General features: G+C 65.4%; 24 protein-coding genes. 7 read left to right on the plus strand and 17 right to left on the minus strand.

What is annotated here, in order from left to right:
* Nucleotides 1–90: 90 nt before the first annotated feature.
* Nucleotides 91–387: a hypothetical protein gene (locus J6500_RS23040; protein WP_225714984.1), complete on the minus strand. Its 297-nt coding sequence runs from the start codon at nucleotides 385–387 to the stop codon at nucleotides 91–93.
* A complete protein-coding gene (locus J6500_RS23045; RefSeq protein ID WP_225714985.1) occupies nucleotides 387–1,784 on the minus strand; it encodes an OmpA family protein in 1,398 nt (465 codons plus the stop codon). The genes J6500_RS23040 and J6500_RS23045 overlap by 1 nt, the downstream gene beginning before the upstream one ends.
* A 168-nt stretch (nucleotides 1,785–1,952) precedes the next feature.
* On the opposite strand from J6500_RS23045, the gene J6500_RS23050 reads away from it, so the two are divergent.
* Together J6500_RS23050 and J6500_RS23055 are read left to right on the plus strand one after the other, a co-directional pair.
* Nucleotides 1,953–3,011, plus strand: coding sequence for a polysaccharide deacetylase family protein (locus tag J6500_RS23050; RefSeq protein WP_225714986.1), 1,059 nt, complete (start codon nucleotides 1,953–1,955; stop codon nucleotides 3,009–3,011).
* A 193-nt stretch (nucleotides 3,012–3,204) separates the two neighbouring features.
* Nucleotides 3,205–4,005, plus strand: coding sequence for an SDR family NAD(P)-dependent oxidoreductase (locus J6500_RS23055; RefSeq protein WP_225714987.1), 801 nt, complete (start codon nucleotides 3,205–3,207; stop codon nucleotides 4,003–4,005).
* Nucleotides 4,006–4,274: 269 nt separating this feature from the next.
* Here the strand turns inward: J6500_RS23055 and boxB are convergent, their stop codons facing one another.
* The 4 genes from boxB to J6500_RS23075 form a co-directional block, all read right to left on the minus strand.
* Nucleotides 4,275–5,726, minus strand: a complete 1,452-nt coding sequence (boxB, locus tag J6500_RS23060) for a benzoyl-CoA 2,3-epoxidase subunit BoxB (protein WP_225714988.1) — start codon at nucleotides 5,724–5,726, stop codon at nucleotides 4,275–4,277.
* A 96-nt stretch (nucleotides 5,727–5,822) separates the two neighbouring features.
* Complete coding sequence (boxC, locus tag J6500_RS23065; RefSeq protein WP_225714989.1) at nucleotides 5,823–7,511, minus strand: 2,3-epoxybenzoyl-CoA dihydrolase; 1,689 nt, start codon at nucleotides 7,509–7,511, stop codon at nucleotides 5,823–5,825.
* Nucleotides 7,512–7,663: 152 nt separating this feature from the next.
* Complete coding sequence (locus tag J6500_RS23070; protein ID WP_225714990.1) at nucleotides 7,664–8,473, minus strand: alpha/beta fold hydrolase; 810 nt, start codon at nucleotides 8,471–8,473, stop codon at nucleotides 7,664–7,666.
* Nucleotides 8,474–8,635: 162 nt separating this feature from the next.
* On the minus strand, nucleotides 8,636–10,183 hold the full coding sequence (locus J6500_RS23075) for a benzoate-CoA ligase family protein (RefSeq protein ID WP_225714991.1): 1,548 nt from the start codon (nucleotides 10,181–10,183) through the stop codon (nucleotides 8,636–8,638).
* Between the two features lie 135 nt (nucleotides 10,184–10,318).
* On the opposite strand from J6500_RS23075, the gene J6500_RS23080 reads away from it, so the two are divergent.
* Nucleotides 10,319–11,227 carry a helix-turn-helix transcriptional regulator gene (locus J6500_RS23080; protein ID WP_225714992.1) on the plus strand — a complete coding sequence of 303 codons (909 nt, stop codon included), beginning with the start codon at nucleotides 10,319–10,321 and terminating at the stop codon, nucleotides 11,225–11,227.
* A gap of 113 nt (nucleotides 11,228–11,340) precedes the next feature.
* Here the strand turns inward: J6500_RS23080 and J6500_RS23085 are convergent, their stop codons facing one another.
* Nucleotides 11,341–12,126, minus strand: coding sequence for an IclR family transcriptional regulator domain-containing protein (locus J6500_RS23085; protein WP_225714993.1), 786 nt, complete (start codon nucleotides 12,124–12,126; stop codon nucleotides 11,341–11,343).
* A 110-nt stretch (nucleotides 12,127–12,236) separates the two neighbouring features.
* Here J6500_RS23085 and J6500_RS23090 point away from each other — a divergent pair, with 110 nt between their 5' ends.
* Complete coding sequence (locus tag J6500_RS23090; RefSeq protein ID WP_225714994.1) at nucleotides 12,237–13,595, plus strand: aromatic ring-hydroxylating dioxygenase subunit alpha; 1,359 nt, start codon at nucleotides 12,237–12,239, stop codon at nucleotides 13,593–13,595.
* A gap of 184 nt (nucleotides 13,596–13,779) precedes the next feature.
* Nucleotides 13,780–15,216 (plus strand): glutamine synthetase family protein, encoded by a 1,437-nt coding sequence (locus J6500_RS23095; RefSeq protein WP_225714995.1) that lies wholly within the window; start codon nucleotides 13,780–13,782, stop codon nucleotides 15,214–15,216.
* A 282-nt stretch (nucleotides 15,217–15,498) separates the two neighbouring features.
* Here the strand turns inward: J6500_RS23095 and J6500_RS23100 are convergent, their stop codons facing one another.
* The 8 genes from J6500_RS23100 to J6500_RS23135 form a co-directional block, all read right to left on the minus strand.
* Nucleotides 15,499–16,227: an ABC transporter ATP-binding protein gene (locus J6500_RS23100; RefSeq protein ID WP_225714996.1), complete on the minus strand. Its 729-nt coding sequence runs from the start codon at nucleotides 16,225–16,227 to the stop codon at nucleotides 15,499–15,501.
* The gene (locus J6500_RS23105; RefSeq protein ID WP_225714997.1) at nucleotides 16,220–16,987 is read right to left on the minus strand and encodes an ABC transporter ATP-binding protein; all 768 of its coding nucleotides are present in this window, start codon (nucleotides 16,985–16,987) and stop codon (nucleotides 16,220–16,222) included. The genes J6500_RS23100 and J6500_RS23105 overlap by 8 nt, the downstream gene beginning before the upstream one ends.
* Nucleotides 16,980–17,924 (minus strand): branched-chain amino acid ABC transporter permease, encoded by a 945-nt coding sequence (locus J6500_RS23110; protein WP_376707847.1) that lies wholly within the window; start codon nucleotides 17,922–17,924, stop codon nucleotides 16,980–16,982. Before J6500_RS23110 ends, J6500_RS23105 begins: the two co-directional genes overlap by 8 nt.
* A gap of 2 nt (nucleotides 17,925–17,926) precedes the next feature.
* Nucleotides 17,927–18,844, minus strand: coding sequence for a branched-chain amino acid ABC transporter permease (locus J6500_RS23115; protein ID WP_225714999.1), 918 nt, complete (start codon nucleotides 18,842–18,844; stop codon nucleotides 17,927–17,929).
* A 223-nt stretch (nucleotides 18,845–19,067) separates the two neighbouring features.
* A complete protein-coding gene (locus J6500_RS23120) occupies nucleotides 19,068–20,240 on the minus strand; it encodes an ABC transporter substrate-binding protein (RefSeq protein ID WP_225715000.1) in 1,173 nt (390 codons plus the stop codon).
* Between the two features lie 275 nt (nucleotides 20,241–20,515).
* Nucleotides 20,516–21,184, minus strand: a complete 669-nt coding sequence (locus tag J6500_RS23125; protein WP_225715001.1) for a flavin reductase family protein — start codon at nucleotides 21,182–21,184, stop codon at nucleotides 20,516–20,518.
* A gap of 11 nt (nucleotides 21,185–21,195) precedes the next feature.
* A complete protein-coding gene (locus tag J6500_RS23130; protein WP_225715002.1) occupies nucleotides 21,196–22,107 on the minus strand; it encodes a fumarylacetoacetate hydrolase family protein in 912 nt (303 codons plus the stop codon).
* Between the two features lie 13 nt (nucleotides 22,108–22,120).
* On the minus strand, nucleotides 22,121–23,248 hold the full coding sequence (locus tag J6500_RS23135) for a cupin domain-containing protein (protein WP_225715003.1): 1,128 nt from the start codon (nucleotides 23,246–23,248) through the stop codon (nucleotides 22,121–22,123).
* 119 nt (nucleotides 23,249–23,367) lie between these two features.
* Here J6500_RS23135 and J6500_RS23140 point away from each other — a divergent pair, with 119 nt between their 5' ends.
* A complete protein-coding gene (locus J6500_RS23140) occupies nucleotides 23,368–24,078 on the plus strand; it encodes a GntR family transcriptional regulator (RefSeq protein WP_225715004.1) in 711 nt (236 codons plus the stop codon).
* A 78-nt stretch (nucleotides 24,079–24,156) separates the two neighbouring features.
* Entirely contained in the window at nucleotides 24,157–24,750 is a 594-nt protein-coding gene (locus J6500_RS23145) for a hypothetical protein (protein ID WP_225715005.1), read from the plus strand.
* A gap of 79 nt (nucleotides 24,751–24,829) precedes the next feature.
* Here J6500_RS23145 and J6500_RS23150 read toward each other — a convergent pair whose 3' ends face one another.
* On the minus strand, nucleotides 24,830–25,714 hold the full coding sequence (locus tag J6500_RS23150) for a sigma-70 family RNA polymerase sigma factor (RefSeq protein WP_225715006.1): 885 nt from the start codon (nucleotides 25,712–25,714) through the stop codon (nucleotides 24,830–24,832).
* A 20-nt stretch (nucleotides 25,715–25,734) separates the two neighbouring features.
* A complete protein-coding gene (locus J6500_RS23155; RefSeq protein WP_225715007.1) occupies nucleotides 25,735–26,058 on the minus strand; it encodes a hypothetical protein in 324 nt (107 codons plus the stop codon).
* Between the last annotated feature and the right edge of the window lie 21 nt (nucleotides 26,059–26,079).

Here is a 26,079-nt window from a genome sequence, read left to right on the forward strand (position 1 = left end):
GGTGGGGTGCGGCAGATGGCCAGCGAAACCGGCCGCGGGCCATACCGGAAAAATACGGTGGCGACGCGTCGCCGCGCCGCGGCCGGGGCGTCAACTTGCGGGCTTGCCGCGCGAGACCACCCAGTCGCGCAGCCAGGAGCCGATGGCGCAGCCAACCAGATAGAGCGCGAACATCACCAACAACAGGTCGAGCCAATAGCCGAAGCGGCCGGGCACGATGTGCGCGAACGACGCCGCGACCAGCGCGACCGCCAGCACCGCGAGCCAGCGCATCCACAGCCTCGGCACCCCCTTTGCCCGATGCACCACGGCGATCCAGCCCATGCCGAAGCCGAGCAGCAGCGCCGCCAGCAGCCAGCCCCAGAAGAATGTCGTGAGCGCCGTCATCACTGCTTCACCACGAATTCGATGCGCCGGTTCTGCGCCTTGCCGTCTTCGCCGTCATTGGCCGCCACCGGCTGGGTGCTGCCATAGCCGATCGGCGTGAAGCGGCTCGCCGGCAGGCCGGCCCGCACCAGATAGTCCATCACCGCCTGCGCGCGCTTTTCCGACAATGCCTGGTTGGCGGCTTCGTCGCCGTCGCTGTCGGTATGACCGGTGATCTCGATATTTGTGGTCGGGCAGCGCATCGCGGTCTCGACCAGGCGATCGAGCAGGCCGGCTGAATCGGGCACGATATCGGCCTTCGCCGACTCGAACCGGATACGCCCCTTCGTCAGCGTCTCGGCGAACAATTGCTGGCACACCGTGGCGTCGACCGGCGCCGCGGCCGGCTTCACCGAAATCTCGGCCTTGTACTGCCAGCCTTGCGGAAAATCCTTGCCGAGCCCATCGCGGATCTGGCCGGCGGCGGCATCGTAGAGCGCGTCCCCCGACAGCTTCACCTCGCGGTCCGACACCACGAGCGTGCCGGTCGACAGCCGCGACAGCGCACCGAGCGCCGGCACCACCGCCGCGGCGAAGCCCGAGGGCGCGCCGACGCTGGCCTTGAGATTGTCGACCACCTTCTCGCTGAAGAACTTGCGGCCGGCGGCGGCGACCAGCGCCGCGTGGGCGTTGTTGTCGGGCACATAGCCGGTCAGCGTCAGCGTCAGCGCGACCGGATCCTTGTAGGCCTGGAAGATGTACGGCGGCGCCTTGATGTCGTTGGCGGCAACCGAATAGCCCTCCGGCAGGTTCTTCAGTGCCGCCACGACCGCCTCGCGGCCGCCGAGGTCGCGCGCCATCCCCGACAGATTGATCTTGCCGTCGGTCAGCGTGATCTTGCCGTCCTTCAGCTTGCTGATCTGGTCGAGCAGCAGCAGCGCGACCGCGTCGAACCGCGGCGGCGCGCCACGGGCAAGACCCATCTGGTCCACCACCTCGACACCGCCGAGGCTGGCCTTTGCCGCTTCCATCAGCTTGCCCTTGCTCGACGGCAACGGCGCGCTGCCGCCCAGCGTCACCCGGACGACGTCGCGCTCGGCGGACCAGACGAACGGCTTGGCTTCGGGAACCAGGCGGGTATCGTCATTCACCAGCCGGACACCCGGCACGGCCTCGACCGAGGCCACCGCGCTGACGCGGCCCTCTTCGGAGAAGGCATTGGCCGCAAACGTCACATCGCGGCCGTCGACGCTGATGCGGCGCTTGTCGAGCACGCTGTCTTTCAGTGCGGCATTAGCGCGCGCAGCGAGCTCGCCCTCGACCGCCGTCGTGCTGGTCCAGGCCGCGATCCCCCAAAAGACGACCAGCGGAATGACGCCCGGCCACCATTTGCTACTCCACTTGAAAAGTCCGTGCATTCAGCATCCTGCGGCTCGGGAAGCAGAGAGAAAACAAACCCTTGGCTGGCTGTCAAACCCCAATTGATGCGATCGGGCGGAAGCACCGTGCCGGAGCGGGCTAACCGTTTGTTCAGTGGTCTTTTGCTAGCTTTGCCGCGGAATGCAAACCGGCCAACCCGCGCCCTCATGAAACAATTCCGCACCACGGTGATCCGCGCGGGGCTGGAAGCGCTGTACTTCTCCGGCGCGCATCTGCTGCTGCGGCCGATCTTCGCCGGCATCGGCGCCGTCTTCATGCTGCACCACGTCGGCCCGGCACGCTGTGAGGCGTTCCAGCCCAACCGGCATCTCGCGGTCACGCCGGACTTCCTGCGCGCGATGCTGATGCATCTTCGTGCTCTTGACATCGATATCATCAGCATGGACGAGGCGCATCGCCGCCTCACCGAACGGAATTTCACCCGCCGATTCGCCTGCTTCACCGCCGACGACGGCTATCGCGACAACCGCGACTTCGCGCTGCCGGTGATGCGCGAATTCGGCGCGCCGCTGACCGTCTACATCACCAGCGATTTCGCCGAAGGCTGCGGCCGGCTCTGGTGGGTCGCGCTGGAGCGGGTGATCGCCGCAGCCCCCACAATCGAGGCGCCGATCGACGGCACCATGACTCGGCTCGACACGTCGACCGCGCCAGCCAAGCAGGCAGCCTTCAACCGCATGCATGGCTGGCTGCGCGCGCTGCCGGGTGAGCGGGAGATGCAGGCCGAGATCTCGGCGCTCTGCGCCCGCTACTGCGTCGACGAAGGCGGCATCGCGCGCGAGCTCTGCATGTCCTGGGACGAGCTGCGCGCGTTCGCCAAGGATCCGCTGGTCACGATCGGCGCGCACACCGTCACGCATTGCAACCTCGCCAAGCAGAGCGAGACCATGGCATCGTTCGAGCTGGCGACCAGCCGCGCCCGGATCGAGGACGCATTGCAGCGTCCGGCGCTGCATCTCGCCTATCCCTATGGCGACCGGGCCGCCGCCGGGCAGCGCGAATTCGCGCTCGCCAGGTCGATCGGCTTCCGGACCGCGGTGACGACGCGGCCGGGCATGCTGTTTCCCGAGAGCGCCGACCATCTGACCGCGCTGCAACGCGTCTCGCTGAACGGTAACTTCCAGGAAGCGCGGCTGTTGCCGGTGCTGACCTCAGGCGCCGCCACCGCGGTCTGGAACGGCTTCCGCCGCATCGACGCGGCGTAGGCGTCCCTCTATCCGCTCACAAGCTCAGAAGCCCGAATGCAGCGAAGCGCAATCCGGGAAAACCGCCGCGAATAGTTTGCCCCCGGATTACGCTCGGCTCCATCCGGGCTACAAGCTCCTCGCCTGCCCTCAGCTTGCTTGACACGCTCCCCGGCCGCGCCCAGAACCGCAGGCAATGCAAATGGAGGAACGCATGTTCAAGGATCTGTTCTCACTCAACGGCCGCGTCGCGCTGGTGACCGGCGGCTCGCGCGGCATCGGCAAGATGATCGCATCCGGCTTCCTCGCGCAGGGCGCGGCCCGGGTCTACATCACGGCGCGCAAGGCGGGGCCGTGCGAGGCCACGGCCCAGGAGCTCACCGCCGCCTATGGCGGCGAATGCATCGCGCTGCCGATCGACATCTCAACGGTCGAGGGCTGCAACAAGCTCGCCGCCGAGATCATCAAGCGCGAACCGAAGCTCGACATCCTCGTCAACAATGCCGGCGCGGCGTGGGGCGCGGATTTCGACGAATTCCCGGAGAGCGGCTGGGACAAGGTGATGAACCTCAACGTCAAGTCGATCTTCTTCCTGACCAAGGCGCTGGCCAAGCCGTTGCGCGCCGCGGCATCGCATGAGAAGCCGGGCAAGGTGATCAACATCGCCTCGATCGACGGCATCTTCGTCAATCCGATGGAGACCTATTCGTACGCCGCCAGCAAGGCCGCGGTGATCCATTTGACGCGGCGGATGGCGACGCGGCTGATCAAGGACAACATCAACGTCACCGCGGTCGCGCCCGGCGCCTTCGCCTCCGACATGAACCGCGCCGCGCGCGACCAGGCCGACGCGGTCGCGAAACGCGTCCCGGCGCGACGGATCGGTACCGACGAGGACATGGCGGGTGTCGCGATCTACCTCGCCTCGCGCGCCGGCGACTATGTGGTCGGCAACACCATCGCAGTTGACGGCGGCGTGGTCTATGCGACGGCAGGGCTCGAGATCGCGGGATAGGCAGCCTCACGCCGGCAAAAAGAAAGGAGCGAGCCAGGGACCTGTTCGGCTCGCCCCTTTCGTGGCCTCTCCGGGAGGGAGAGGAGCGTTAGATCGTGAGGCCGGAATGCATCACGATCTAATCGGTGTCCTTGCGCACGATCGCCTTTGTCCGGACGGTGCTCGACCCACTGAAGTGCGATGAGATTTCGTTGGATCGTCACCGCCCTTTTGCTCCTTGTTTGAGCATGATCTTTCCGGAAACGCTTCGCACGTTTCCGGACCATGCTTCAGCTCTCGATCCTCACATATTCGAAGTCGCCGGGCTTGTTGTCGATGCCGACCTTGGGCGCCGAGATCCAGGAGGCGAACTGGCCGGGCTCGGTCACCGGCTTCATCAGCGAGGCGATGAACTCGCCGTCCTCGGTCGAGGGCAGCCACTCGTTCTTGCGCTTGGCCCAGGTGGCGTCGTCGATCAGGATGCCGTCGGGCGTCGCGTGGACGTCCTTGAACTCGCCGATCTGGCGATGGAAGACGGTGTTCGGCACCGCGAGCTTGTAGTCGTAGCCCGCGGTCGAGATCACCTTGTTCCAGCGCAGCATGCCCTTGACGCAGTCCTGCGTGTAGTCGTCGCGCAGGCGCATGTTGAGCGCGGTCAGCGCCGGCTCGTCGACCATCTTGATCCGGCCGTCGATCAGCTTCATCACCGGATAGGTCGAATTCTTCAGCTGGTGATCGTCGTCGATCGTGGTTTCCTTGTAGCGGCCCTTGATGCCCGCATTGAAGGCGTTGGCCGCATTGGTCGACACTTCCGAGCCGAACAGGTCGAGCGACAGCGAGTAGTGCAGGTTCAGCTTCTTCTGGATGGTCGGCAGGTCGATCACCCCGAGCGCGCGGACCTTGGCAATGTCGGTCGGATCGGTGATGCCGGCTTCACGCATCGCATCACAGGTGCGCTGCACGACGCGGGTGATGCCGGTCTCGCCGACGAACATGTGGTGCGCTTCCTCCGTCAGCATGAAGCGGCAGGTGCGCGACAGCGGATCGAAGCCCGACTGCGCCAGCGAGTGCAGCTGCATCTTGCCGTCCCGGTCGGTGAAGTAGGTGAACATGAAGAACGACAGCCAATCCGGCGTCGCCTCGTTGAACGCGCCGAGCATGCGCGGCGAGTCCGCATCGCCGGAGCGGCGGCGCAGCAGATCGTCGGCTTCCTCGCGGCCGTCGCGGCCGAAGTACTTCTGCAAGAGATAGACCATCGCCCAGAGATGGCGGCCTTCCTCGACATTGACCTGGAACAGATTGCGCATGTCGTAGAGCGAGGGCGCGGTCTTGCCGAGATGGCGCTGCTGCTCGACCGAGGCCGGCTCGGTATCGCCCTGGATCACGATCAGGCGGCGCAGCATCGCGCGATGCTCGCCGGGGACTTCCTGCCACGCCGGCTTGCCGTAATCCTCGCCGAACGGGATGACGCGATTTTCTTCCTGCGGCGCAAGCAGGATGCCCCAGCGATATTCCGGCATCCGCACGTAGTCGAACTTGGCCCAGCCGCGCGGATCGACCGAGTAGGCGGTGCGCAGATAGACCAGCGATTCCTGGAAGCCGTCCGGGCCCATGTCGCTCCACCAGTCCATGTAGCCGGGGTGCCAGCCTTCCAGCGCCTTGAGCACCTGGCGGTCCTCGGCGAGGTTCACGTTGTTCGGGATCTTGGTCGAGTAATCGACGTTCATGATGTTGACGTTCATGGCGGGCCTCGCGTGTTGGAGCGATTTGCGTTGTGGTCGCGAATGGCGAGTAGCGAATCGAGCAGGGCCGGCTATTCGCCATTCGCTATTCGCCTCTTACACTCGCGTCATGTCGAATTGCGCCTTCTGACCGGTGCCGTAGCGGCGCAGCGCGCCCTCCTCGCCGACCGCGTTCGGCCGCTGGAATATCCAGTTCTGCCACGCGGTGAGGCGCGAGAAGATCTTCGATTCCATGGTTTCCGGACCGACGAAGCGCAGATTGGCTTCCATGCCGGTGAGGCCGTCGGGCGAGAACGATGTGCGTTCCTCGAAGAACACGCGGACCTCGTCGTCCCAGTCGATGTCGTCGAGTGCGAAGGTGACGAGGCCGAGCTCTTCGGCCTCCTCCGCGTCGAGCGCCTTGCCGATCGCAGCCCGCGCCCGCTCCAGATCAGACGGGTCGGCCTGGAAGCGCGACTGCAGCCGGGTCAGGCCATGGCTCATCGGATACGGACCGAAATTCATCGCGGTGAGCTCGATCGCCGGCGGCGGACGGTTGTCGCCCTGCTTCTGGCCGATCAGCATGTAGGAGCGGTCGGCGGCGAACACGAGTTCGGCCAGCGTACCGACGAAGCAGGAGCCGGGCTCGACCAGCGTCACCAGCGTGCGCGAGGTGACGTCGATGCGCTTGAGCACGCGCTTCCAGTAATGCCTGATCTCGTTGACCAGCCAGTGCGTCTTGTTGGCGTCGAGGAACGCATCGTAGGACACGACGTTGGCGCGGTCGCCGTGGCTCTTGAACACCAGCATCGCGATGCCGAGTTCGTTGAGGCGCAGATGCAGGATCGCGTCGTCGAGCTCGCGCGCGACCTGCAGCGGCCAGAACGCGGCGCCCTGCGCGATCATGCCCTCGATATCGGCGGGCGCCGCAGCCTCTGGCGCCTTGATCGAGATGGTGGCGATGCGGGCGTTGCGGTCGATATCGACGCTGACGAAATCGTAGCGGATCGCGCTGTCGTCGACGGTGCGGTTGAGTCTGGTCAGCGCAATGCCCTTGCCGGCGCCATTGCGCTTCGACTTCGCCGCGAATTCCTTGACGCGCTCGGCGACCTTGCTCTCGAGTTTGGAGTTCGGCGCGATCTCGTCGACCAGCCGCCACTGCACGGCGCGCTTGCCCTTGATGCCTTCCTCGATGGTGCAGAAGTAGTCGGCGTGGTCGCGGCGCACCTTGCGCTTGTCGACCACGCGGGTGAGGCCGCCGGTGCCGGGCAGCACCGCGAGCAGCGGCACTTCCGGCAGCGCAACCGCAGCCGCGCCGTCGTCGGCCATCATGATGTGGTCGGTCGCGAGCGCCAGCTCATAGCCGCCGCCGGCCGCGGTGCCGTTGACCACGCAGATGAAGCTCTGGCCGGAATTCTCGCTGGAGTCTTCCAGGCCGTTGCGGGTCTCGTTGGTGAACTTGCAGAAGTTGACCTTGTGGGCGTGGGTCGCGCCGGCCAGCATGCGGATGTTGGCGCCGGCGCAGAACACCCGGTTCTTGCCCGAGCGCATCACCACGACTTTCACCTCGGGATGCTCGAAGCGCAGCCGCTGCACGGCGTCCGCCAGCTCGATGTCGACGCCGAGGTCGTAGGAATTGAGCTTGAGCTGATAGCCCTCGAATAGGCCGGCATTCTCGTCGACGTCCATCGTCAGCGTCGCGACGTCGCCAGCGACGTCCAGCTTCCAGTGCCGGTAGCGCTGTGGCTCGGTCTGGAAATCGATGTACTTCGCCCCGCCTGCAAGGACGCGATCGTCGCCAGCCATTGGGCCACCCTTTATATCCGTTGTTCGTTTCTGCCTGATATGCACAATAATGCATGTTTTTGATGCTGTCTAGCTCGGAATGCAAAAACATGCATTTTGTTTCATGCTAGGAAATCATCCACTCGGTCAATGGCCTGGAGCGGCACTAAGGGTCAGGCCGCGAGCGTCTGGTCGTCGCGTAGCGCCGCTTTGGCGAAATCGGTGATCGCTTCCAGCGTCACCGCCGGCGCCTCGCGGTGCGGCGAGTGGCCGGCGCCGGAAATCACCGCGACATCGACCGGGCAGTAGCACTCGTCTTTCGCGATCTCGACCTGGCGCATCGTGCCGTATTGGTCGTCAACGCCCTGCACGATCAGCACCGGCACGCGGATATAGGCGAGGTACTCGGAGATGTCCCAATCGCGGAAGGCCGGATCGAGCCAGGCGTCGTTCCAGCCATAGAATGTGCCGTCGACGTTCTTGTGCCAGCGCGCCAACTTCTCTTTCAGGCTGGTGGTCTCATATGCCGTCTTGATCTCGGCGATCGATTTCACCGAGATGTCCTCGACGATGAAATGCGGCGCGATCAGCGCGATGCCCTGCAGGCGATGATCCTGATGCGCGCCGGTATAGATCGCCGCGATCGACGCGCCGTCGGAATGGCCGACCAAGAGGCCACGGCGGAAGCCGATCCGGTCGAGCAGTTTTGGCAGCACGTCGAGCGCCTCGCGGTGCATGTAGTCGACCGGGCGCGGCAGCCTTGCCGGCGACGAGGCCCCGTAGCCGGCACGCGAATAGACGAACACGCCGGCGCCGGTCGCCGCCTGAAGCTTCTCGGGGAAATCGCCCCACAGCCCGACCGAGCCGAGGCCCTCATGCAGCATCACGATGGTCGGTGCCGCATCGGGTGATGGGCCGAGCATGCGGTATTCGAGCTCGGCGCCGTCGATGCTGAGGAAGCCTGATGGGTCTAGGTTCTGCATGAGCTGGCTTTCCGAAGGTTATCCACGCCCCGTCGTCCTGGCGAAAGCCAGGACTCATACGCCGCAGCAGGTATTGTGAATGGCACTGGTTGATCGGGCATCACGCCACAACTGGCTCTTGGGGTAATGGGTCCTGGCTTGCGCCAGGACGACGGATAGAACCTACTGCGCACCGTCGCGCAACTTGAACCGCTGGATCTTGCCGGTCGCCGTCTTCGGCAGGCTCTCCACCACATCGATCCAGCGCGGATATTTCCACGGGCCGATCTTCTGCTTGACGTGCTCTTTCAGCGCCTCATGCAGGCCGTCCTTCGTGCTCTCCGGCCGCAGCACCACGAATGCCTTCGGCTTCAGCAGCCCTTCTGAGTCGGCTTCCGGCACCACGGCGGCTTCCAGCACCGCGGGATGGGTGATCAGCGCGCTCTCGACCTCGAACGGCGAGACCCAGATGCCCGAGACTTTGAACATGTCGTCGGCCCGGCCGCAGAAGGTGTAACGGCCATCGGTGTCGCGGATGTATTTGTCGCCGGTACGGGTCCACGCGCCTTCGAACGTGGCGCGGCTCTTGGCCCGCTGGTTCCAGTAGCTCTCGCCCGCCGAGGGCGCATCGACCAGCAGCTCGCCGACTTCGCCATCGGCCACCTCGGCCCCTAGCTCATTGACCAGCCGCACCTTGTAGCCGGGCACCGGACGGCCGGATGAGCCGTATTTGATGTCGCCCGGCGCGTTCGACAGGAAGATGTGCAGCAACTCGGTCGAGCCGACGCCGTCGAGAATGTCGACGCCGAACCGCGCCTTCCAGGCATTGCCGACCGATTCCGGCAGCGCCTCGCCGGCAGAGGTGCAGATGCGCAGCCGTTTGCCGCCGCCCTGCCCCTTCATCGCCTCGTCGTTCAGCATCGCCGCGAACAGGGTCGGCACGCCGAAGAAGATGCTGGGGTGATACTTGTTCAGCAGCGCGAACATCACCGCCGGCGTCGGACGCTCGGCATTCAGCACCGTGGTGGCGCCGACCGACATCGGGAAGGTCAGCGCATTGCCGAGGCCGTAGGCGAAGAACAGCTTGGCCGCCGACAGGCCGACATCGTCCTCGCGGATGCCGAGCACCTGCTTGGCATAGGTCTCCGCGGTCGCGGCCAGGTTGGAGTGCAGATGGCGCACGCCCTTCGGCATGCCTGTCGAACCCGATGAGTAGAGCCAGAACGCCGGCTCATCGGCATGGGTCGGCGCGGTCGCGAACACGTCGCCCTCGCGCGCGATCTCGTCGGACAGCCTCTTGTGGCCGTGCGCCTCCTTGCCGGAGACGACGACATGCTCGAGGTCGGGCATGCGGCCGATGACGTCCTTGACCACCGATAGCAGCGCCTCGGAGACGAACAGCACGCGGGCGCGGCAATCGCCGAGGATGTAGGCGTATTGCTCCGCGGTCAGCAGCGTGTTGAGCGGCACCGGCACCACGCCGGCGCGGATCGCGCCGAGGAACACGGTCGGGAAATCGACCGTATCCAGCATGATCATGGCGACCCGCTCCTCGCGGCGGACGCCGAGCCGGCGCAGCATGTTGCCGACCCGGCGGGTCTGCTGCTGCAGCTGGCCGTAGGTGAGCTGGGAGACTGTGTCGTCGAACACGACCTTGCCGCCGCGGCCTTCGTCGACGTTGCGGTCGAGCAGCCAAGTGACTGCGTTGTAAGGCACTGCGTTGTACGTCATGCCCCGCTCCTCAGACGCGTCACCGCTCTCTCCCGTGGATATAAGAATTATAATTCATACAAAGCCACTACATCGGCTTGCTGTCAATCCTCATCGGCACTATGTTTCCTGAAATGGCGCTTCGCAACGTGGATCATGACCGCAGATAACGATCCCGAATCCGGCTTCCTGGAGCAGCTTGGCCAGCGCGTGCGCACGATGCGCGCCCTGCGCGGCATGTCGCGCAAGGTGCTCGCAAAAGTCTCCGGCATTTCCGAACGCTACATCGCCCAGCTCGAAAGCGGCAAAGGCAATGTCTCGATCGTGCTGCTGCGCCGTGTCGCAGGCGCGATGGGCGCGCATCTCGAGGATCTCATTCCGTCGAGCGAACCGATCCCAGACTGGTCGGTGATCCGCGACCTGCTGCGCAAGGCATCGCCGGGCCAGATCGCGCAGGCCAAGGACATCCTCGCCGGCAGCAGTCCGCTCGCGCCGCGGCGCGCCTCGTTCTCCGGCATTGCGCTGATCGGCCTGCGCGGCGCCGGCAAGACCACGCTCGGCCGGATGCTGGCGAAGAAGATCGGCTGGAGTTTTGTTGAGCTCAACAAGGAGATCGAGGCGCAGAACGGCCTCTCCGTCGCCGAGATCATCGCGCTGTACGGCCAGGAAGGCTTCCGCCGCATGGAGCAGGCCGCGCTGACGCAGCTTCTGGCACGGAAGGAATTGATGGTGCTGGCGACCGGCGGCGGCATCGTCTCGGAGGCGCTGACGTTCGACCTGATCCTGTCGTCGTTCTACACGATCTGGCTGAAGGCCGAGCCCGAAGAGCACATGGCCCGCGTGCGGCGTCAGGGCGACCTCCGCCCAATGGCCGACGACCGCTCGGCGATGGCCGAGCTGCGCAACATCCTGGTCAGCCGCGAGCCGCTCTACGCACGGGCGTCGGCGGTGGTGGATACCGCCGGGCTCAGCGTGGATGCGGCCGCGGCGCGGCTGATCGATTCGGTGCGGCCGGTGCTGCAGAACGAAGCGCGCAGTTTCGGGCTGCGCAGCGTGGCGCTGTAGTCTCTATCCCCGTCATTGCGAGCGAAGCGAAGCAATCCATCTTTTCCGCGCGTACGGATGCATGGATTGCTTCGCTTCGCTCGCAATGACGACGCGGCTCAGAGGCGAACCGTTTACAGCAACCGGCTCCTCACATCCGCCGCGCCCTCGCGCAGCAGCGGCAGGAAGCGGTCGATCAGTTCCTGCTTCGGCACGCGGTCGACGTGCGCGCCCATGTTGATCGCGGCGACGATGGTGCCGTCGTAGCGGCGCACCGGGACCGAGATCGATCGAAAATGCGGCTCGGCCTCGCGATCGACCAGCGAGTAGCCCTGCGCGCGATCAGCGATGATGGTGGTGAGGAGTTTGTTTGGATCGGTGACGGTCTGCGGCGTCACGGCTTCGCGGCGCATCGCCTTCAGCCGCGCGGCCAATTCTTCATCGTCAAGCCGTCCGAGCATGGCGCGGCCGACCGAGGTGCAGAACGCCGGCAGGCGATAACCGATGTCGAGACCGCCGGAGTACACCCGCGTCGGACTCGAACGCGCGACGAACACGACGTCGTCGCCGTCGAGCAGCGCCAGCGAGGCGATCTCCTGCGCTGCAGTGGCGATGCGGTCGAGCACCGGCTGCAGCACCGTCACCACCTGGTTGGATTGCAGGAAGGAACCTGCCAGCGTCAACACATGCGACGTCAGCGTGAACAGCTTGCCGTCGGTCGCGACGAAGCCGCCATGCGCGAGCGTGAACAGGATGCGGCGCGCGGTGGCGCGCGGCAAATCGGCGGCGCGGGCGAGATCGCTCAAGGTCGCAGGCCCCGTCACGGTGCCGAACACTTGGAGCAGACGCAGGCCGCGATCGAGGCTCTCGACGAAATCGGTGGCGCGCTCGTCCTGATCGGTCCGCTTCAGCTTGGGCATGGCTTCCGGCTTTGAACGGTTCAAAAATTGCGCTTGCTGTCCCTAACGGACATGGCATAATTCGCACATTCGTTCAATAGGCGAACAAATCCAAATCAGGAGACGCCGCCATGATGAGCCAGGAAGCGAACGATCTGATCACCCGCACCGGGGCTAAGGACCCCTGCGGCAAGCTGATGCGGAGTTACTGGCAGCCGGCGGCGCTGGTCGACGAGCTGGACGGCCCGCGCCCGGTGCGGCCCGTCAAACTGCTCGGCGAAAACCTGGTGCTGTTTCGCAGCGGGGACGGCCGTTACGGGCTGATCGATCGGCACTGCGCGCATCGCGGCGCCGACCTCGCCTTCGGCCGGCTGGAGAATGGCGGGCTGCGCTGCGCCTTCCATGGCTGGCTATTCGACGCCAACGGCCAGTGCATCGAGACGCCGGCCGAGCCAGCCGGATCGCAGCTTTGCAAGGGCATCCGCCAGCGCTCCTATTCGGTGGTCGAGAAGAGCGGCATCCTCTGGGCGTGGCTCGGCGAAGGCGAACCGCCGGCGTTTCCGGAGCTCGACTGCTTCGTCGCGCCCGGCAGCCATACGTTCGCGTTCAAGGGTCACATGAACTGCAACTGGCTGCAGGCGCTCGAGGTCGGCATCGATCCGGCGCATGCGTCCTATCTGCATCGTTTCTTCGAGGACGAGGACACCTCGGCGGCCTACGGCAAGCAGTTCCGCGGCGCCTCGGCCGGCAGCGACATGCCGATGACGAAAATCCTGCGCGAATACGATCGTCCGATCATCAATGTCGAGCACACTGAATATGGCCTGCGCCTGATCGCGCTGCGCGAGCTCGACGCCGAGCGCACCCATGTACGCGTCACCAATCAGCTGTTCCCGCACGGCTTCGTGATTCCGATGTCGACGGAGATGACGATCACGCAGTGGCACGTGCCGGTCGATGACGAGAACTGCTACTGGTACGCGATCTTCACCAGCTACACCAATCCAGTCGACAAGAAGAAGATGCGGGACCAGCGGCTCGAGCTCTATACGCTGCCGGACTACAAATCGCGCAAGAACAAGAGCAACGATTACGGCTTCGATCCGCATGAGCAGGCGACCGAGACCTACACCGGCATGGGAAGCGACATCAACGTCCACGACCAGTGGGCGGTGGAATCGATGGGCGCGATCCAGGACCGCACCAACGAGCATCTCGGCCAGAGCGACAAGGCGATCGTGCAGTATCGCCGCCTGCTGCGGCAGGAGATCGAGAAGGTCGCCGGCGGCGAGAAGCCGATGCTGTTCCTCGACGAGGCCTCCGCGCGCAGCATCCAAGGCCCGGCGACGATGGACGGTATCGGGCCGACCCAGGGCTGGGAGCTCTACTGGATGGAAGTCGACGTCAAGCGCCGCCGCGGCGCGCCATGGGCCGCCCCCGTGCCGCGCGAGATCGCAGGCAAGGTGCAGCATCTGACGGCGGCTGAGTGATGTCGGCTCCAGCCCCGCGGCAGGGCTCCCTTCGCCTCTCCCCGCCTGTGGGGAGAGGTCGGATCGCGTCAGCGATCCGGGTGAGGGGGTACAGGCCCATCGATACGTCCCACTCGCGGAGAGAGCCCCTCACCCCGACCCTCTCCCCGCAAGAGCGGGGCGAGGGAGAAGAAGGAGCCATGCCGTGAGTTTCGTCGAGCGTCATGGGCTTTGGTCGGACGAGCAGAAGGACGCAGCCGCGCGCCTGCGCCGCATCGTCGAAGAGCAGAACCTCGAAGTCGTCAGGCTGTCGTTCCCGGACCAGCACGGCATCCTGCGCGGCAAGACGCTGATCGCGTCCGAGGCGGTGCGCGCGCTCGAGGGCGGCTGCTCGATCACGACGACGATGCTGGCCAAGGACACCTCGCACAAGACGGTGTTTCCGGTGTTCACTGCCGGCGGTGGGTTCGGCATGAAGGAGATGGAGGGCGCCGCCGACGTGCTGATGGTCGCCGACCCCACCACGTTCCGCGTACTGCCCTGGGCGCACAACACCGGCTGGGTGCTCTGCGACCTTTATTTCAGCGACGGCCGGCCGGTGCCGTTCGCAACGCGCAACCTTTATCGCAGGGTGCTCGATCAACTCGGCAGCCGCGGCTACGACTTCGTCGCCGGGCTCGAGGTCGAATTCCATCTGTTCGAGCTCGACAACGCGCACATGGCGCCGGAGGATGCCGGCCAGCCGGGACGGCCGCCGTCGGTGAGCCTGCTATCGCAAGGCTACCAATACCTCACCGAGCAGCGCTACGATTTGATGGAGCCGGCGCTGGAGATCATCCGCCGCGACATCATCGCGCTCGGCCTGCCATTGCGCTCGGTCGAGGTCGAGTTCGGCCCGAGCCAGTGCGAGTTCACCTTTGCGCCGACCACAGGCCTCGCACCGGCCGACACGATGGTGCTGTTTCGCTCCGCGGTGAAGCAGATCGCGCGCCGCCACGGCTATCACGCCACGTTCATGTGCCGGCCGAAGCTGCCGAACGTGTTCGCCAGCGGCTGGCACCTGCATCAATCGCTGGTGTCGCGCGCGAACGGCGAGAACGTCTTCATGGCCGAGGAAGGCGGCGAACCCTTGAGCGCGCTCGGCCGCGCCTGGCTTGCCGGCCTGATCGAGCACGCGCGCGCTTCGACCGTGTTCACCACGCCGACCATCAACGGCTACAAGCGCTACCGCTCCTATTCGCTGGCGCCGGATCGCGCGATCTGGGGCCGCGACAACCGCGGCGTGATGATCCGCGTGCTCGGGGCTGCCGGCGATCCGGCGACGCGGCTGGAGAACCGGATCGGCGAACCGGCCGCCAATCCCTATCTCTACATGGCCTCGCAGATCCTCTCCGGCCTCGACGGCGTCGACCGCACGCTCGATCCCGGCCCGTCGGCCGACACGCCCTACGAGACCAAGGCCGCGCTGCTGCCGAAGTCGCTGCGCGAAGCCGTGTTCGCGCTCAACGACGACCCGTTCTTCCGCGAAGCGCTGGGGCCAGAGTTCGTGGACTACTATGTCTTCATCAAGAACGCGGAGATCGAGCGCTTCCAGGCCGAAGTGTCGGACTGGGAGCACCGCGAATATTTCGAGATGTTTTGAGCTTCTCGTCGTCCCGGCGAAGACCGGGACCCATAACCACCGAAGGTGATGGTTACGCGGCGCTGGGGCTACAGCGTTCTCCAACAATCCAACCTGTGGTTACGGGTCCCTGCTTTCGCAGGGACGACGCCGGATATGTTGCGCTGTTAAGCCCGTCATCCTGAGGTGCGAGCCATTGCGAGCCTCGAAGGATGCACGGCCACCAGCCGGGCCGACTCATCCTTCGAGGCTCGCCGAAGAGGCTCGCACCTCAGGATGACGGGGATAGACTTCGCCTTAATCTCAAATCCCCAGATACCGGTGCTGCAGATCCGGCTCGGCGACCAGCTGCTCGCTGGTGCCGCTCCACACCGTCTTGCCGCGCTCGATGATGTAGTGGCGGTCGGCGATGCGGGCGAGGTTTCCGACGTTCTTGTCGATCACCAGCACCGACTGACCGCGGCCCTTGAGCATCGACAGGCAGCTCCAGATCTCGTCGCGGATCAGCGGCGCGAGGCCTTCGGTGGCCTCGTCGAGGATCAGCAGCTTCGGATTGGTCATCAGCGCGCGGCCGATCGCCAGCATCTGCTGCTCGCCGCCGGACAGCGTGACGCCCATGTTGCTCGTGCGCTCGGCGAGCCGCGGAAACAGGGCGTGGATCTTCTCGATCGTCCATGGATCGGATACACCGAGCCGATTGCCCGAGGCGGCGATAAGGTTTTCGCGCACGGTGAGGTTCGGGAAGATCTGCCGCCCCTCGGGCACCAGCCCGATGCCAAGCTTGGCGATCTTGTAGGACGGCAGGCCGCGCACCGCCTCGCCGGCGAAGCGGATGGCGCCGGCGCGAGCCGGCGTCAGGCCCATGATCGAGCGGACGGTCGTGGTCTTGCCCATGCCGTTGCGGCCCATCAGCGCGACCATCTCGCCGGCCTTGATCTGCAGCGACAGGCCGAACAGCACCTGGCTCAGCCCGTAGCAGGTCTCGATCGCGTCGACTTCAAGCAGCGTGTCAGCCGAATTAGCTTCAGTCATGGCGGGTCACCGCATGCTGGTCGCCGAGATAGGCGCGCTTGACCTCCTCATGCTTGCGGATCGCATCGGGCACGTCGCAGGCGATGACGCGGCCATAGACCAGCACCGTGATGCGGTCGGCGAGCGCGAACACCGCCTCCATGTCGTGCTCGACCAGCACGATGGTGACTTCCTTGCGCAGCTCCTTGAGCAGCGCCACCATCCGCGCGGACTCGGTGACGCCGAGGCCGGCCATCGGCTCGTCCAGCAGCAGGAGCTGCGGCCTGGTCGCAAGCGCGACCGCGAGCTCCAGCTCGCGCTGCTCGCCATGGCTGAGCTGCGACACCACGATGTCGGCGCGCTTGCCGAGCCCGACGCGCTCCAGTGCCGCGCGGGCGGCATCGCGCAGATGGCGCTCCTTGCGCGCATTGCCCCAGAAGCGGAACGAGTGCCCGTCATGCGCTTGCGCCGCCAGCGCGACGTTGTCGATCGCGGAAAAATCCTTCAGCAGCGAGGTGATCTGGAACGAGCGCGCCAGCCCGAGCCGGCTGCGCTTGTAGGACGGCAGGCCGGTGACGTCGCGGCCGCCGAAATGGATGCTGCCGGAATTCGGCATCAGCTGCCCGGTGAGCTGGCTGATCAGCGTGGTCTTGCCGGCGCCGTTGGGGCCGATGATGGCGTGCAGCTCTCCCGGCATGACGTCCATCGACAAATTGTCAGTCGCGGTGATGCCGCCGAACCGGCGCACCAGTTTGTCGACGCGGAGCAAGGGATCAGCCACGGCTCATCCTCCCGAGCAGGCCCATGATGCCGCCGCGCGCGAACAGCACGATCAGCAGCAGCAGCGGACCCATGATCAACGCCCAGTATTCGGTGAACTGCGACAGCAGCTCCTCCAGCACCAGGAAGACGATGGCGCCGATCACCGGGCCGAACAGCGAGCCCATGCCGCCGAGGATCACCATCACCATGAGGTCGCCGGAGCGGGTCCAGTACATCACGGCCGGGCTGACGAAGTCGGTGTTGTTGGCGAGCAGCGCACCGGCCAGGCCGCAGATCGTGCCCGCGATGACGAAGCAGACCAGCCGGTAGCGGTTGGCGTGAAAGCCGATCGCCTGCATGCGCTGCTCGTTGGAGCGGACGCCCTGCACCACCAGGCCGAACCGCGAATTGACGATGCGCCAGATCAGATAGAGGCCGCCGAACAGGCAGGCGAGGCAGAGATAATAGAACTGGGTGCGGTTGGACAGGTTGATCAGGCCGGCGAAATCGCTGCGCTTGTAGACCGTGAGCCCGTCGTCGCCGCCGTAGCGCGACAGCGCGGAGGCGATGTAGTAAGCCATCTGCGCGAAGGCCAGCGTGATCATGATGAAGTAGACGCCGCGAGTGCGCAGCGAGAGCGCGCCGACCACGAGGGCAAACAGCGCGGAGACGACGAGCGCCACCGGCCACTGGATGAAGCCGGAACCGAAGCCCTCGGCGGCGAGGATGCCGACCGCATAGCCGCCGATGCCGAGATAGGCGGCATGGCCGAAGCTCATCATGCCGCCATATCCCATGATCAGGTTCAGGCTCGCCGCGGCCAGCGCCAGGATCACGATGCGGGTGAACATCGTGAGAATGAAGATGTTGCCGGTGACGGCCGAATAGACCGGCAGCAGCACCAGGGCGGCGCAGACGGCCGCCGCGACGGCGGTGGAGGCGCTGAGCTTGGGCATCTTCATCGTTTGGCCGCCGGAAACAGCCCTTCCGGCCGCACGATGAGCACGATCGCCATCAGGAGATAGATCAGCATCGAGGACAGCGCCGGCGCCGCGGTCGAGGCCGCAGCCCCGCTCAGCACCTTGCGCAGCAGGTCCGGCAGGAAGGCGCGGCCCATCGTGTCGATGATGCCGACGAAGATCGCTGCCATGAACGCGCCGCGGATCGAGCCGATGCCGCCGATCACGATGATCACGAAGGCCAGGATCAGGATGTTCTCGCCCATGCCGATCTGCACGGTGAGGATCGGCGCCTGCATCAGCCCGGCAAGGCCGGCGAGCGCGGCCCCTAAGCCGAACACCAAGGTGAACAGCAGCTTGATGTTGATGCCGAGCGCCCCGATCATCTCGCGGTTGGAGGCGCCGGCGCGGATCAGCATGCCGATGCGGGTGCGCATCACGACGAGATAGAGCAGCGCGGCGACCAGGAGCGCGACGACGATGATCATGAGCCGGTAGGCCGGGTAGTATACGCCGGGGATGATCTGCACCGGCACGGTCAGCCAGGCCGGCAGCGGCAGCGCGAGGCCGGCCGGGCCCCAGATCAGCCGGACGGCGTCGTTGAAGAACAGGATCAGGCCGAAGGTTGCCAGCACCTGGTCGAGATGATCGCGGCCGTAGAGATGTCTCAGCGCGACAAATTCCAGCACGATGCCGAGCAGCAGCGTGGCGCCGAGCGCCATCAGCGCGCCGAGGACGAAGCTGCCGGTCCATCCCACGAAGGTCGCCGCGAAATAGGCGCCCATCATGTAGAGCGAGCCATGCGCCAGATTGACGAAATCCATGATGCCGAACACCAGCGTCAGGCCGGCTGCCAGCAGGAACAGCAGGAGCCCGAATTGCAGGCCGTTCAACAGTTGTTCGACGACGAGATACATCGTGAGGCTATGTCATCCTTAGGCGAAGCAGGGATGGTCGCGCGCCGACGCATTGCACGCTGCGCGTTCTCCCTCTCCCCGCTCTTCGCGGGGAGAGATTGGGGTGAGGGGCTGTTCCGCGACCAGATTCGTGGAGAGTCTCCCTCACCCGATCGCTTCGCGATCGACCTCTCCCCGCAGGCGGGGCAAGTTGACTAAGAAGCAATCGGCGCGCCAAGAAAGCTCACTTCATCGGGCACTTGTCGTGGAAGCGGTCCTGGTCGTCCTTGACGATGGTGGCGACCGTCTTCAGCGAGAGCTGGCCGTCGGCGTCCTTGACCACGTCCTGCAAATAGAAATTCTGGATCGGGATGTGGTTGTTGCCGTATTTGAACGGGCCGCGCAGCGACTTGAAGTTGGCCTTCTCCATCTCGGCCTTCATCGCGTCCTTCTTGCTGAGGTCGCCCTTGACCGCGACGACGGCGCTGTTGATCAATTGCGCGGCGTCATAGGCCTGGGCGCCGTAATAGGTCGGGCGCAGATTGGTGTATTTCTTGCGGTAGTCCTCGACGAATTTCTTGTTCTCGGCGTTGGGGAGGTCGTTGACCCATTCCTGCGCGCCGGGAATGCCGATCGCATTGTCCTTCTGCAGCGGCAGCGACAATTCGTCGATCGTGAACGCGGTGTACAGCGGGATCTGCTGCTTGATGCCGGCCTGCGCATACTGGTTGAGGAACTGGACGCCGGCGGCCCCCGGATAGAACACGAAGATCGACTCGGCCTTGGAGTTGCGCGCCTTGGAAAGCTCGGCGGAGAAGTCGAGCTGGCTCGGCCACACCGTATATTCCTCGCCGACCACCTCGCCCTTGAAGGTGCTCTTGAGGCCCGCGAGCATGTCCTTGCCGGCGGCATAGTTCGGGCCGATCAAAAACACCGACTTGACGCCCTTCTGGTTCATGTAGAGGCCCATCGCGGCGGGCGTCTGGTCGTTCTGCCAGGAGGTCGAGAACACGTAGGGTGAGCACAGTTCGCCGGCGAGCTGCGACGGACCGGCGTTGGCCGAGATCAGGAAGGTCTTGCTGTCGACCGCAGTCTTCAGCGAAGCCAGCAGCACGTTCGACCAGATGTAGCCGACGATGAAATCCACCTTGTCGGACTGCACCAGCTTCTCGGTCTTCTGCTTGCCGACGTCGGGCTTCTGCTGGTCGTCCTCGTAGATCACCTCGACCGGCTTGCCGCCCATCTTGCGGCCGAGATGGTCGAGCGCGAGCTCGAAGGAATTGCGCATGTCGTTGCCGATAACGGCAGTCGGGCCGCTGAAGGTCGAGACAAAGCCGATCTTGATGCTGTCAGCCGCCGACGCGGGCTGCGCCAGCGCCAGTGCCATGGCGCCTGCCAGCCAAAATGCCTTCTTCATATTCACTCCCCTCCTGAACCAAAATTTCCCGCCAGGCCCTTGGAAGCCGGCCTGGCGCCATGCTTGTTCGCGCGGTTCTCGTGATCTGTTTTGTGCGCGATATCGCAAGTATGCAGCAAGCACGAACCGACGGCGCTGCTTTAGAACCTTCGGCGCATACTCCAGCACCTTGCATCATAATTCGTCTAATTCGGCCGTGGCAAGAAATATAATGCCGGTTGCGGGGGCAACGATTGTCGCAGGTGCCACGCCTCCCGCGCCTGCGCCGACCGCCATCACGGCACGAGACGCGGCTGCGATTCCACCGGCTGGGCATCGCCGCGGCGCTGCCATTCGGCCCAGCTCGGCCGGTCCATCTGAAACAGATCGGTGCAGCGGGCGTACCAGCCGCTGCCATGCATGCGGCCGATCAACTGCAGGGCTGGCGTGTCGATGTGGCAGCGCTCGCGATCCTGCACCACCGAATCGTCAACATGGGCGCTAACGATGCGGCCGATGACAGCGGTCTGCCGGGGCCCCGTGACCATCGACGATAGCACACGGCACTCGAACGACACCGGCGACTGCTCGATGCGCGGCGGCCGCACCTTGTGGGAGGCAGCCGCAGTGAGGCCGGCGAGCGCCAGCTCGTCGATCTCGGGCGGAGCATCGATGCAGGTGACATTCATCGCCGCGGCGTTGGCCTCGGACACCAGGTTCACCACGAACTCGCCGGTTGCCAGAATATTCGTCGCGGTGTCCTTGAAACGTCCCGGCCCGGCGAGCAGCCCGATCGCCAGCGTCGGCGGCTCGTGACCCAGCACGTTGAAGAAGCTGTAGGGCGCCGCATTGACGACGCCGTCTTCGGACAGCGTCGTCACCCAGGCGATCGGCCGCGGCGTCACGGTGGCGGTGAGGATCTTGTAGCGGCTCGCGGCTTCCAGGGTCTCCATGTCGAACAGCATGTTGCACCCGCTCAGACCGCGACCACCGGATGACGCAGCCGGCCGATGCCGGCGACGCCGGCCTCGACCACATCGCCGGGCCACAGCCATTCCTGCGGCGAGCGCCCAGCACCGACGCCATCCGGCGTGCCGGTCGCGATGATGTCGCCCGGCTCCAGCGTGATGGCGGCGGAGATGTCTGAGATCAGATGCGGCACCTTGAACAGCATGTGGCGGGTATTGGAGCGCTGCTTCTCGACGCCGTTCACGGTGAGCCAGAGATCGAGCGCGTGCGGATCCGATATCTCGTCCGCGGTCACGATGCAGGGCCCGAACGGCGCATAGGTGTCCTGCCCCTTGGAGTAGATCCACTGGCCGGCGCGGCGGTTGTCGCGGGCGCTGACGTCGATCAGCACGCTGTAGCCGAACACGAAGCCGAGCGCGTCGGCCTCCGCGACGCGGCGCGCAGTGCGGCCCATCACCACGGCGAGCTCGACTTCCCAATCGAGCTGCTGCGTGATCGCCTTGTTGTGCTCGATCGCCTCATCGGGACCGATCACGGAGGTCGGGGGCTTCGAGAAGATCACCGGCTGCTTCGGCAATTCCTTCGCGGTGTCGAGCGCGCGCGAGGATTCCGCGACGTGCTCGACATAGTTCAGCCCGATGCCGAAGATGTTTTTCCGCGGCCGCGGGATCGGCGCCAGTAGCCGTGCGTTCACCAGGGGCAGCGCTGATCCCACCGGCCACTTGCCGGCGTGTTCGGCAAGCAGCGTCTTCAGCGCCCTCCACGCGACAGGTCCGAGATCGATCAGATCGAGCATCGCGGCCGGCAGCGGCAGGTCGGCATGCGCGCCGAGACGTTCGACGTCGACGACGAGATCGTCGACGACGGCACCGAGACGTGCGGCGGCCTCGACATCGGCGCGATAGGTCACAAGACGCATTTGGTTGCTTTCCCTACGAGGCCGGCTTCTGGCGGCCCTCATTGTCGCCGAACGCTTCCTCGCGGTACAAACCGAGGGCGTGCATCACAGGCAGGTCATTGAAGGCGAACAGGCAGGCATCGTCGCTTGGTGAGGCATTGGCATGCTCATGCCAGGCCCATGACGGCACGCAGAAGATATCGCGCTCTATCCAGTCGAAACGCTTGCCGTCGATGATCGAGTGGCCGCTGCCCTTCGCCACCTGGTAGATCACGCCGCCGGTATGGCGATGCGCCCGCGTCGCCTCGCCGGGCCGCAGCAGCTGCATCGACGCGCCGATCGTCTGCATCACAGATCCGCCGGTGACCGGGTTCACGTAGTTCATCAGGATGCCGTCGTAGGGCGAGCCGTCGCTCGCCTTGCCGTAGCGCTGCAGCGCCTCGTAGGTCGGGCCCCACTCATATTTCAGCAGCGGCGAATAGCCCTTGCTCCATTCGGCGCCCGCCGGCCGCAGGCCCGGATTGCCCCACGTGTGGGTCATGTCGTCGACGGGATAGCCGATGTCCTGCTGCAGCTTCGGATGCACGGCGTAGAAATTCGCCTCGAGCGTATTCACCAGGGGAATGTCGAGCCCGTCCTGCCAGATGCAGGCGGTGCCGTCGCTGTCGACGCCGTGTTCGTGCCAGGTGCCGTTCGGCGTCAGCACGAAATCATTGGCGCCGAGCGTCAGCTTGTGGCCGTCGACGATGGTGTAGGCGCCCTTGCCTTCCATGATGAAGCGCAGCGCCGAGGCGGAGTGCGCATGGGCCGAGGCCACCTCGCCCGGATGCATCACCTGCAGCCCGGAATAAAGCCAGCCGACCGCGGCGGCATGCTCGCGGCGCCCGGGATTGTTCAGATAGATGACGCGGCGGCCGGCCTTCTCCGGCGACACCAGTTCGGCCGAGCGCAGCACGTGCTGGCGCAGATCCTGGTAGCGCCAGAGCACCGGGACAGATGACGATTTGGGCTGCCATGGCTCGATCTTGTTGGCGACGGTCCACAGCGCGCCGGCATCGAGGTTGTCCAGCTGGTCGTAATAGGCAAGCAGCTCGGGCGTGCCCTCGACATTGGCTCGCCCGGCGACGTTCTCCCGGTGGTTCTCACGAGATCCTGTTGCCATTTCGACCTCCTAGGTATAGCAATCATATAAAATCAGTTTTTTGTTCGACGCAACCAAGAATTTTCGAAAGAATGGCACTCCCTCCCAAAACGGCCCGAAAGGCCGTAGACGCAAAGGACATGGCCGGCGGCGACGCGGCCGGCGAGCCTGCGACGCTCGGCGAGGCGGCGTATCAGCGCCTGCGCGCCGATATCGTCGCGGGCGTGCTGGAGGCGGGAAAGCCGCTGCGGCTCGAGGCGCTGCGGCAGCGTTACGGCCTGAGTTTTTCCCCGCTGCGCGAAGCGCTGATGCGGCTGCAGTCCGAGCGGCTGGTGCTGTCGACCGCGCTGCGCGGCTTTTCGGTCGCACCGCTGTCACGCGAGGAGATCAGGGACGCGACCGAGACGCGGATCCTGATCGAATGCGAGGCGCTGCGCCGCTCGATGCGCGTCGGCGACGACGATTGGGAAGCCGGCATCGTCGCCGCCTTCCATGCGCTGGGCCGCCAGGTCGAACGGATGGCGCGGAATTCAGGCACGGCCGACCCTGCCGACGTCGCGGCGCTGGAGGAGCGGCATCGCCAGTTCCACCACGCGCTGATCGCGCATTGCGGCTCGCCGCGGCTGCTCGACATGGCCGACCAGCTCTATATCGAAACCCAGCGCTACCGGCTGCCGAGCCTGGTCGGCCAGGTCGCGGGCACGCCGCCGCGCGACGTCACCGCCGAGCATCAGCAGATCATGGACGCCGCGCTCCGCCGCAGCGACGATGCGGCCGGCCATCTGGCCGAGCATTACCGGCGGACCGCCGCCGCGATCGAAGCCGCGATGGCAGGGTCGCCGCCGGCCTGATGACGACCGCGCAATTTTACGCAATCGGTAAAACCATCCGAAACCACGCAGCGGCACGGCACCCCGTGGTTCACGGTCTTGAAAGCATCGCCGAGTGAGGCTCCGCCCAAAGGGACGGGTCGCATGTTGAATTACATTTTCGGCTTCAACGCCCGAATGGGCCGCTTGGCATTCTTCTTCTGCTCTTTCGTGGCGGGCCTCGGCTTCATGATGCTCACCTATGGCGTCACGGGCAACGTGCCGTCGAGCGGCCGGTGGGATGTGCTGCTGGCGCAGGCATCGAACAGCCCCCCACTCTTGATCGCCTTCTATGTCCTGCTCGCCATCTGCTTCATGCTCCAGTCGATGCGGGTGCGTGACATCGGATGGGATCCGGTCTGCGTGATGGCGGGCTGGGTCGCGCTCATGATCATCGACCGGATCGTTGGGCAGAAATATCCGGAATATGCGCTGACCTACCAGCAGACCGGCACGCTGGTCGGCGCGCTCGCCAATGCGGCGCTGAATCTCGCGCTGCTGTTCTGGCCTGGCGCCAGCGTTGAAGAGGAACCGCCGCCGCTGCCGCACGAAGCGGGCGACGAAAGCTCTTGGCGCCGCAGCAGCACGCCGGCGGCAGCCACCAGCCGCATTGCCCGCGTCGCCGGCGGCGAATTCGGCGGGCGGGCGCGATAAACCTACCCACAACCGTCGTCCCTGCTTTCGCAGGGACGACATCGAGTTTGCTCGACCGGTTTGCCCGGCCGCAAGGCCCTCACCCTCCATCCACCGCCCACTCCGCACCGTCGATCGCATACGGCGCGTGGCGGAAATCCCTAATCGCGGCGACCTCGCCGGCCGACCAGTCCAGCAGCATGAAGGACTTCGGCGGCGCATCCGGCTCGCGCGGGTCGAACGCCAGTATCGCGGGACGTCGCTCGACCTGGCCCACAACGAGGTGCCAGTCGCTAACCTTCGCATAATTGGTGAAGTAGCGCGACACCTCGGCCTTGCCATTCAGCCGCGTGCGATTGACGAGATCGAGCCTGATATCGTCGGCGATCATGGCGCGGATGGCGTCGAAGTCGCGGGCGTTGAAGCGGCTGACATAGGCATTCAGCCTGATGCGATCGGCCTCCTTCAGGCCGGGCCGCGGCGCATCGTCTGCCTCGCAGGCGAAGGCGCGCAGCTGGGTGCGTCCGCGATGCAGCGCCGCCTTCACCGCGGGCAGGCTGAAATCCATGATGCCGCAGACCTCCGCAAGCGAGCAGCCGAGCACATCCATCAGGATCACGCTGGCGCGCTGCGCCACCGGCAGGCGCATGAAGGTGCGCAGACTGCTCGCCGCGATCTGGCGGCGTTCCAGCTCGTCGAGCCGATCGGCAATCATCTCCACCTCCTCGGCCGAATGCAGCGCCTCCTGGCGATTGCGCCGCCTGAGGAAATCGAGCGCGGTGTTGTGCGCGATCCGGAACAGCCACGCCTCGACGTTCTCGACCGGCGCGGCGGAAGCGAACGCTTCCACCGCCTTGATCAGCGCATCCTGCAGCACGTCCTCGCCGTCGAGCACCGAACCGACCATGCGTGCGCAGTAGCGATGCAGCCTTGGCCGCATCGCCGCGAGATGCTGGTCGAGCTCGACGGCAGAGGATGCCGGCATCATGGCGCTCCGGGGGCGGGTCAGGACTCGTCCAGCATACGATAGTTGCCGACGACAGTGGCGCCGCTCCGCAACGGCGGCTCGACGCAGCGGTCGCGAATGCCGTCCTGGAACGCCTGGAATGCCCTCAGCTTCGGGATCGGGCTCGAGCCATCCTCGGCGGCGCTCTCGATGATATGCACGAAGGTGTCGTCTTCCAGCCGCAGCGTCAGATAGCGCACGCCGTCCGGGCTTGCGGCCTTCAGCTCGGCGAAAACCGCCGAAACCAGCGCGTGATAGCGGTTGGTTATCGCCCGATAGGCAATCGGCGCTTGGAAGGAACGCCCGAATGACCACATAATCAAGAGGTGGAGACATCAGACCCA

This window comes from Bradyrhizobium semiaridum (assembly GCF_020329505.1).
GTDB classification, from domain to species: Bacteria; Pseudomonadota; Alphaproteobacteria; order Rhizobiales; family Xanthobacteraceae; genus Bradyrhizobium; species Bradyrhizobium semiaridum.

Bases quoted from the DNA above. Each gene is read 5' to 3' on its own strand.
- J6500_RS23110 (WP_376707847.1), bottom strand. From the start codon at position 17,924: ATGCCCAAGCTCAGCGCCTCCACCGCCGTCGCGGCGGCCGTCTGCGCC.
- J6500_RS23125 (WP_225715001.1), bottom strand. From the start codon at position 21,184: ATGCTGTTCGACATGGAGACCCTGGAAGCCGCGAGCCGCTACAAGATC.
- J6500_RS23130 (WP_225715002.1), bottom strand. From the start codon at position 22,107: ATGCGTCTTGTGACCTATCGCGCCGATGTCGAGGCCGCCGCACGTCTC.
- J6500_RS23070 (WP_225714990.1), bottom strand. From the start codon at position 8,473: ATGCAGAACCTAGACCCATCAGGCTTCCTCAGCATCGACGGCGCCGAG.
- J6500_RS23075 (WP_225714991.1), bottom strand. From the start codon at position 10,183: ATGACGTACAACGCAGTGCCTTACAACGCAGTCACTTGGCTGCTCGAC.
- J6500_RS23045 (WP_225714985.1), bottom strand. From the start codon at position 1,784: ATGCACGGACTTTTCAAGTGGAGTAGCAAATGGTGGCCGGGCGTCATT.
- J6500_RS23120 (WP_225715000.1), bottom strand. From the start codon at position 20,240: ATGAAGAAGGCATTTTGGCTGGCAGGCGCCATGGCACTGGCGCTGGCG.
- J6500_RS23050 (WP_225714986.1), top strand. From the start codon at position 1,953: ATGAAACAATTCCGCACCACGGTGATCCGCGCGGGGCTGGAAGCGCTG.
- J6500_RS23135 (WP_225715003.1), bottom strand. From the start codon at position 23,248: ATGGCAACAGGATCTCGTGAGAACCACCGGGAGAACGTCGCCGGGCGA.
- J6500_RS23150 (WP_225715006.1), bottom strand. From the start codon at position 25,714: ATGCCGGCATCCTCTGCCGTCGAGCTCGACCAGCATCTCGCGGCGATG.
- boxC (WP_225714989.1), bottom strand. From the start codon at position 7,511: ATGGCTGGCGACGATCGCGTCCTTGCAGGCGGGGCGAAGTACATCGAT.
- J6500_RS23090 (WP_225714994.1), top strand. From the start codon at position 12,237: ATGATGAGCCAGGAAGCGAACGATCTGATCACCCGCACCGGGGCTAAG.
- J6500_RS23055 (WP_225714987.1), top strand. From the start codon at position 3,205: ATGTTCAAGGATCTGTTCTCACTCAACGGCCGCGTCGCGCTGGTGACC.
- J6500_RS23085 (WP_225714993.1), bottom strand. From the start codon at position 12,126: ATGCCCAAGCTGAAGCGGACCGATCAGGACGAGCGCGCCACCGATTTC.
- J6500_RS23080 (WP_225714992.1), top strand. From the start codon at position 10,319: ATGACCGCAGATAACGATCCCGAATCCGGCTTCCTGGAGCAGCTTGGC.
- J6500_RS23100 (WP_225714996.1), bottom strand. From the start codon at position 16,227: ATGACTGAAGCTAATTCGGCTGACACGCTGCTTGAAGTCGACGCGATC.
- boxB (WP_225714988.1), bottom strand. From the start codon at position 5,726: ATGAACGTCAACATCATGAACGTCGATTACTCGACCAAGATCCCGAAC.
- J6500_RS23140 (WP_225715004.1), top strand. From the start codon at position 23,368: ATGGCCGGCGGCGACGCGGCCGGCGAGCCTGCGACGCTCGGCGAGGCG.
- J6500_RS23040 (WP_225714984.1), bottom strand. From the start codon at position 387: ATGACGGCGCTCACGACATTCTTCTGGGGCTGGCTGCTGGCGGCGCTG.
- J6500_RS23115 (WP_225714999.1), bottom strand. From the start codon at position 18,844: ATGTATCTCGTCGTCGAACAACTGTTGAACGGCCTGCAATTCGGGCTC.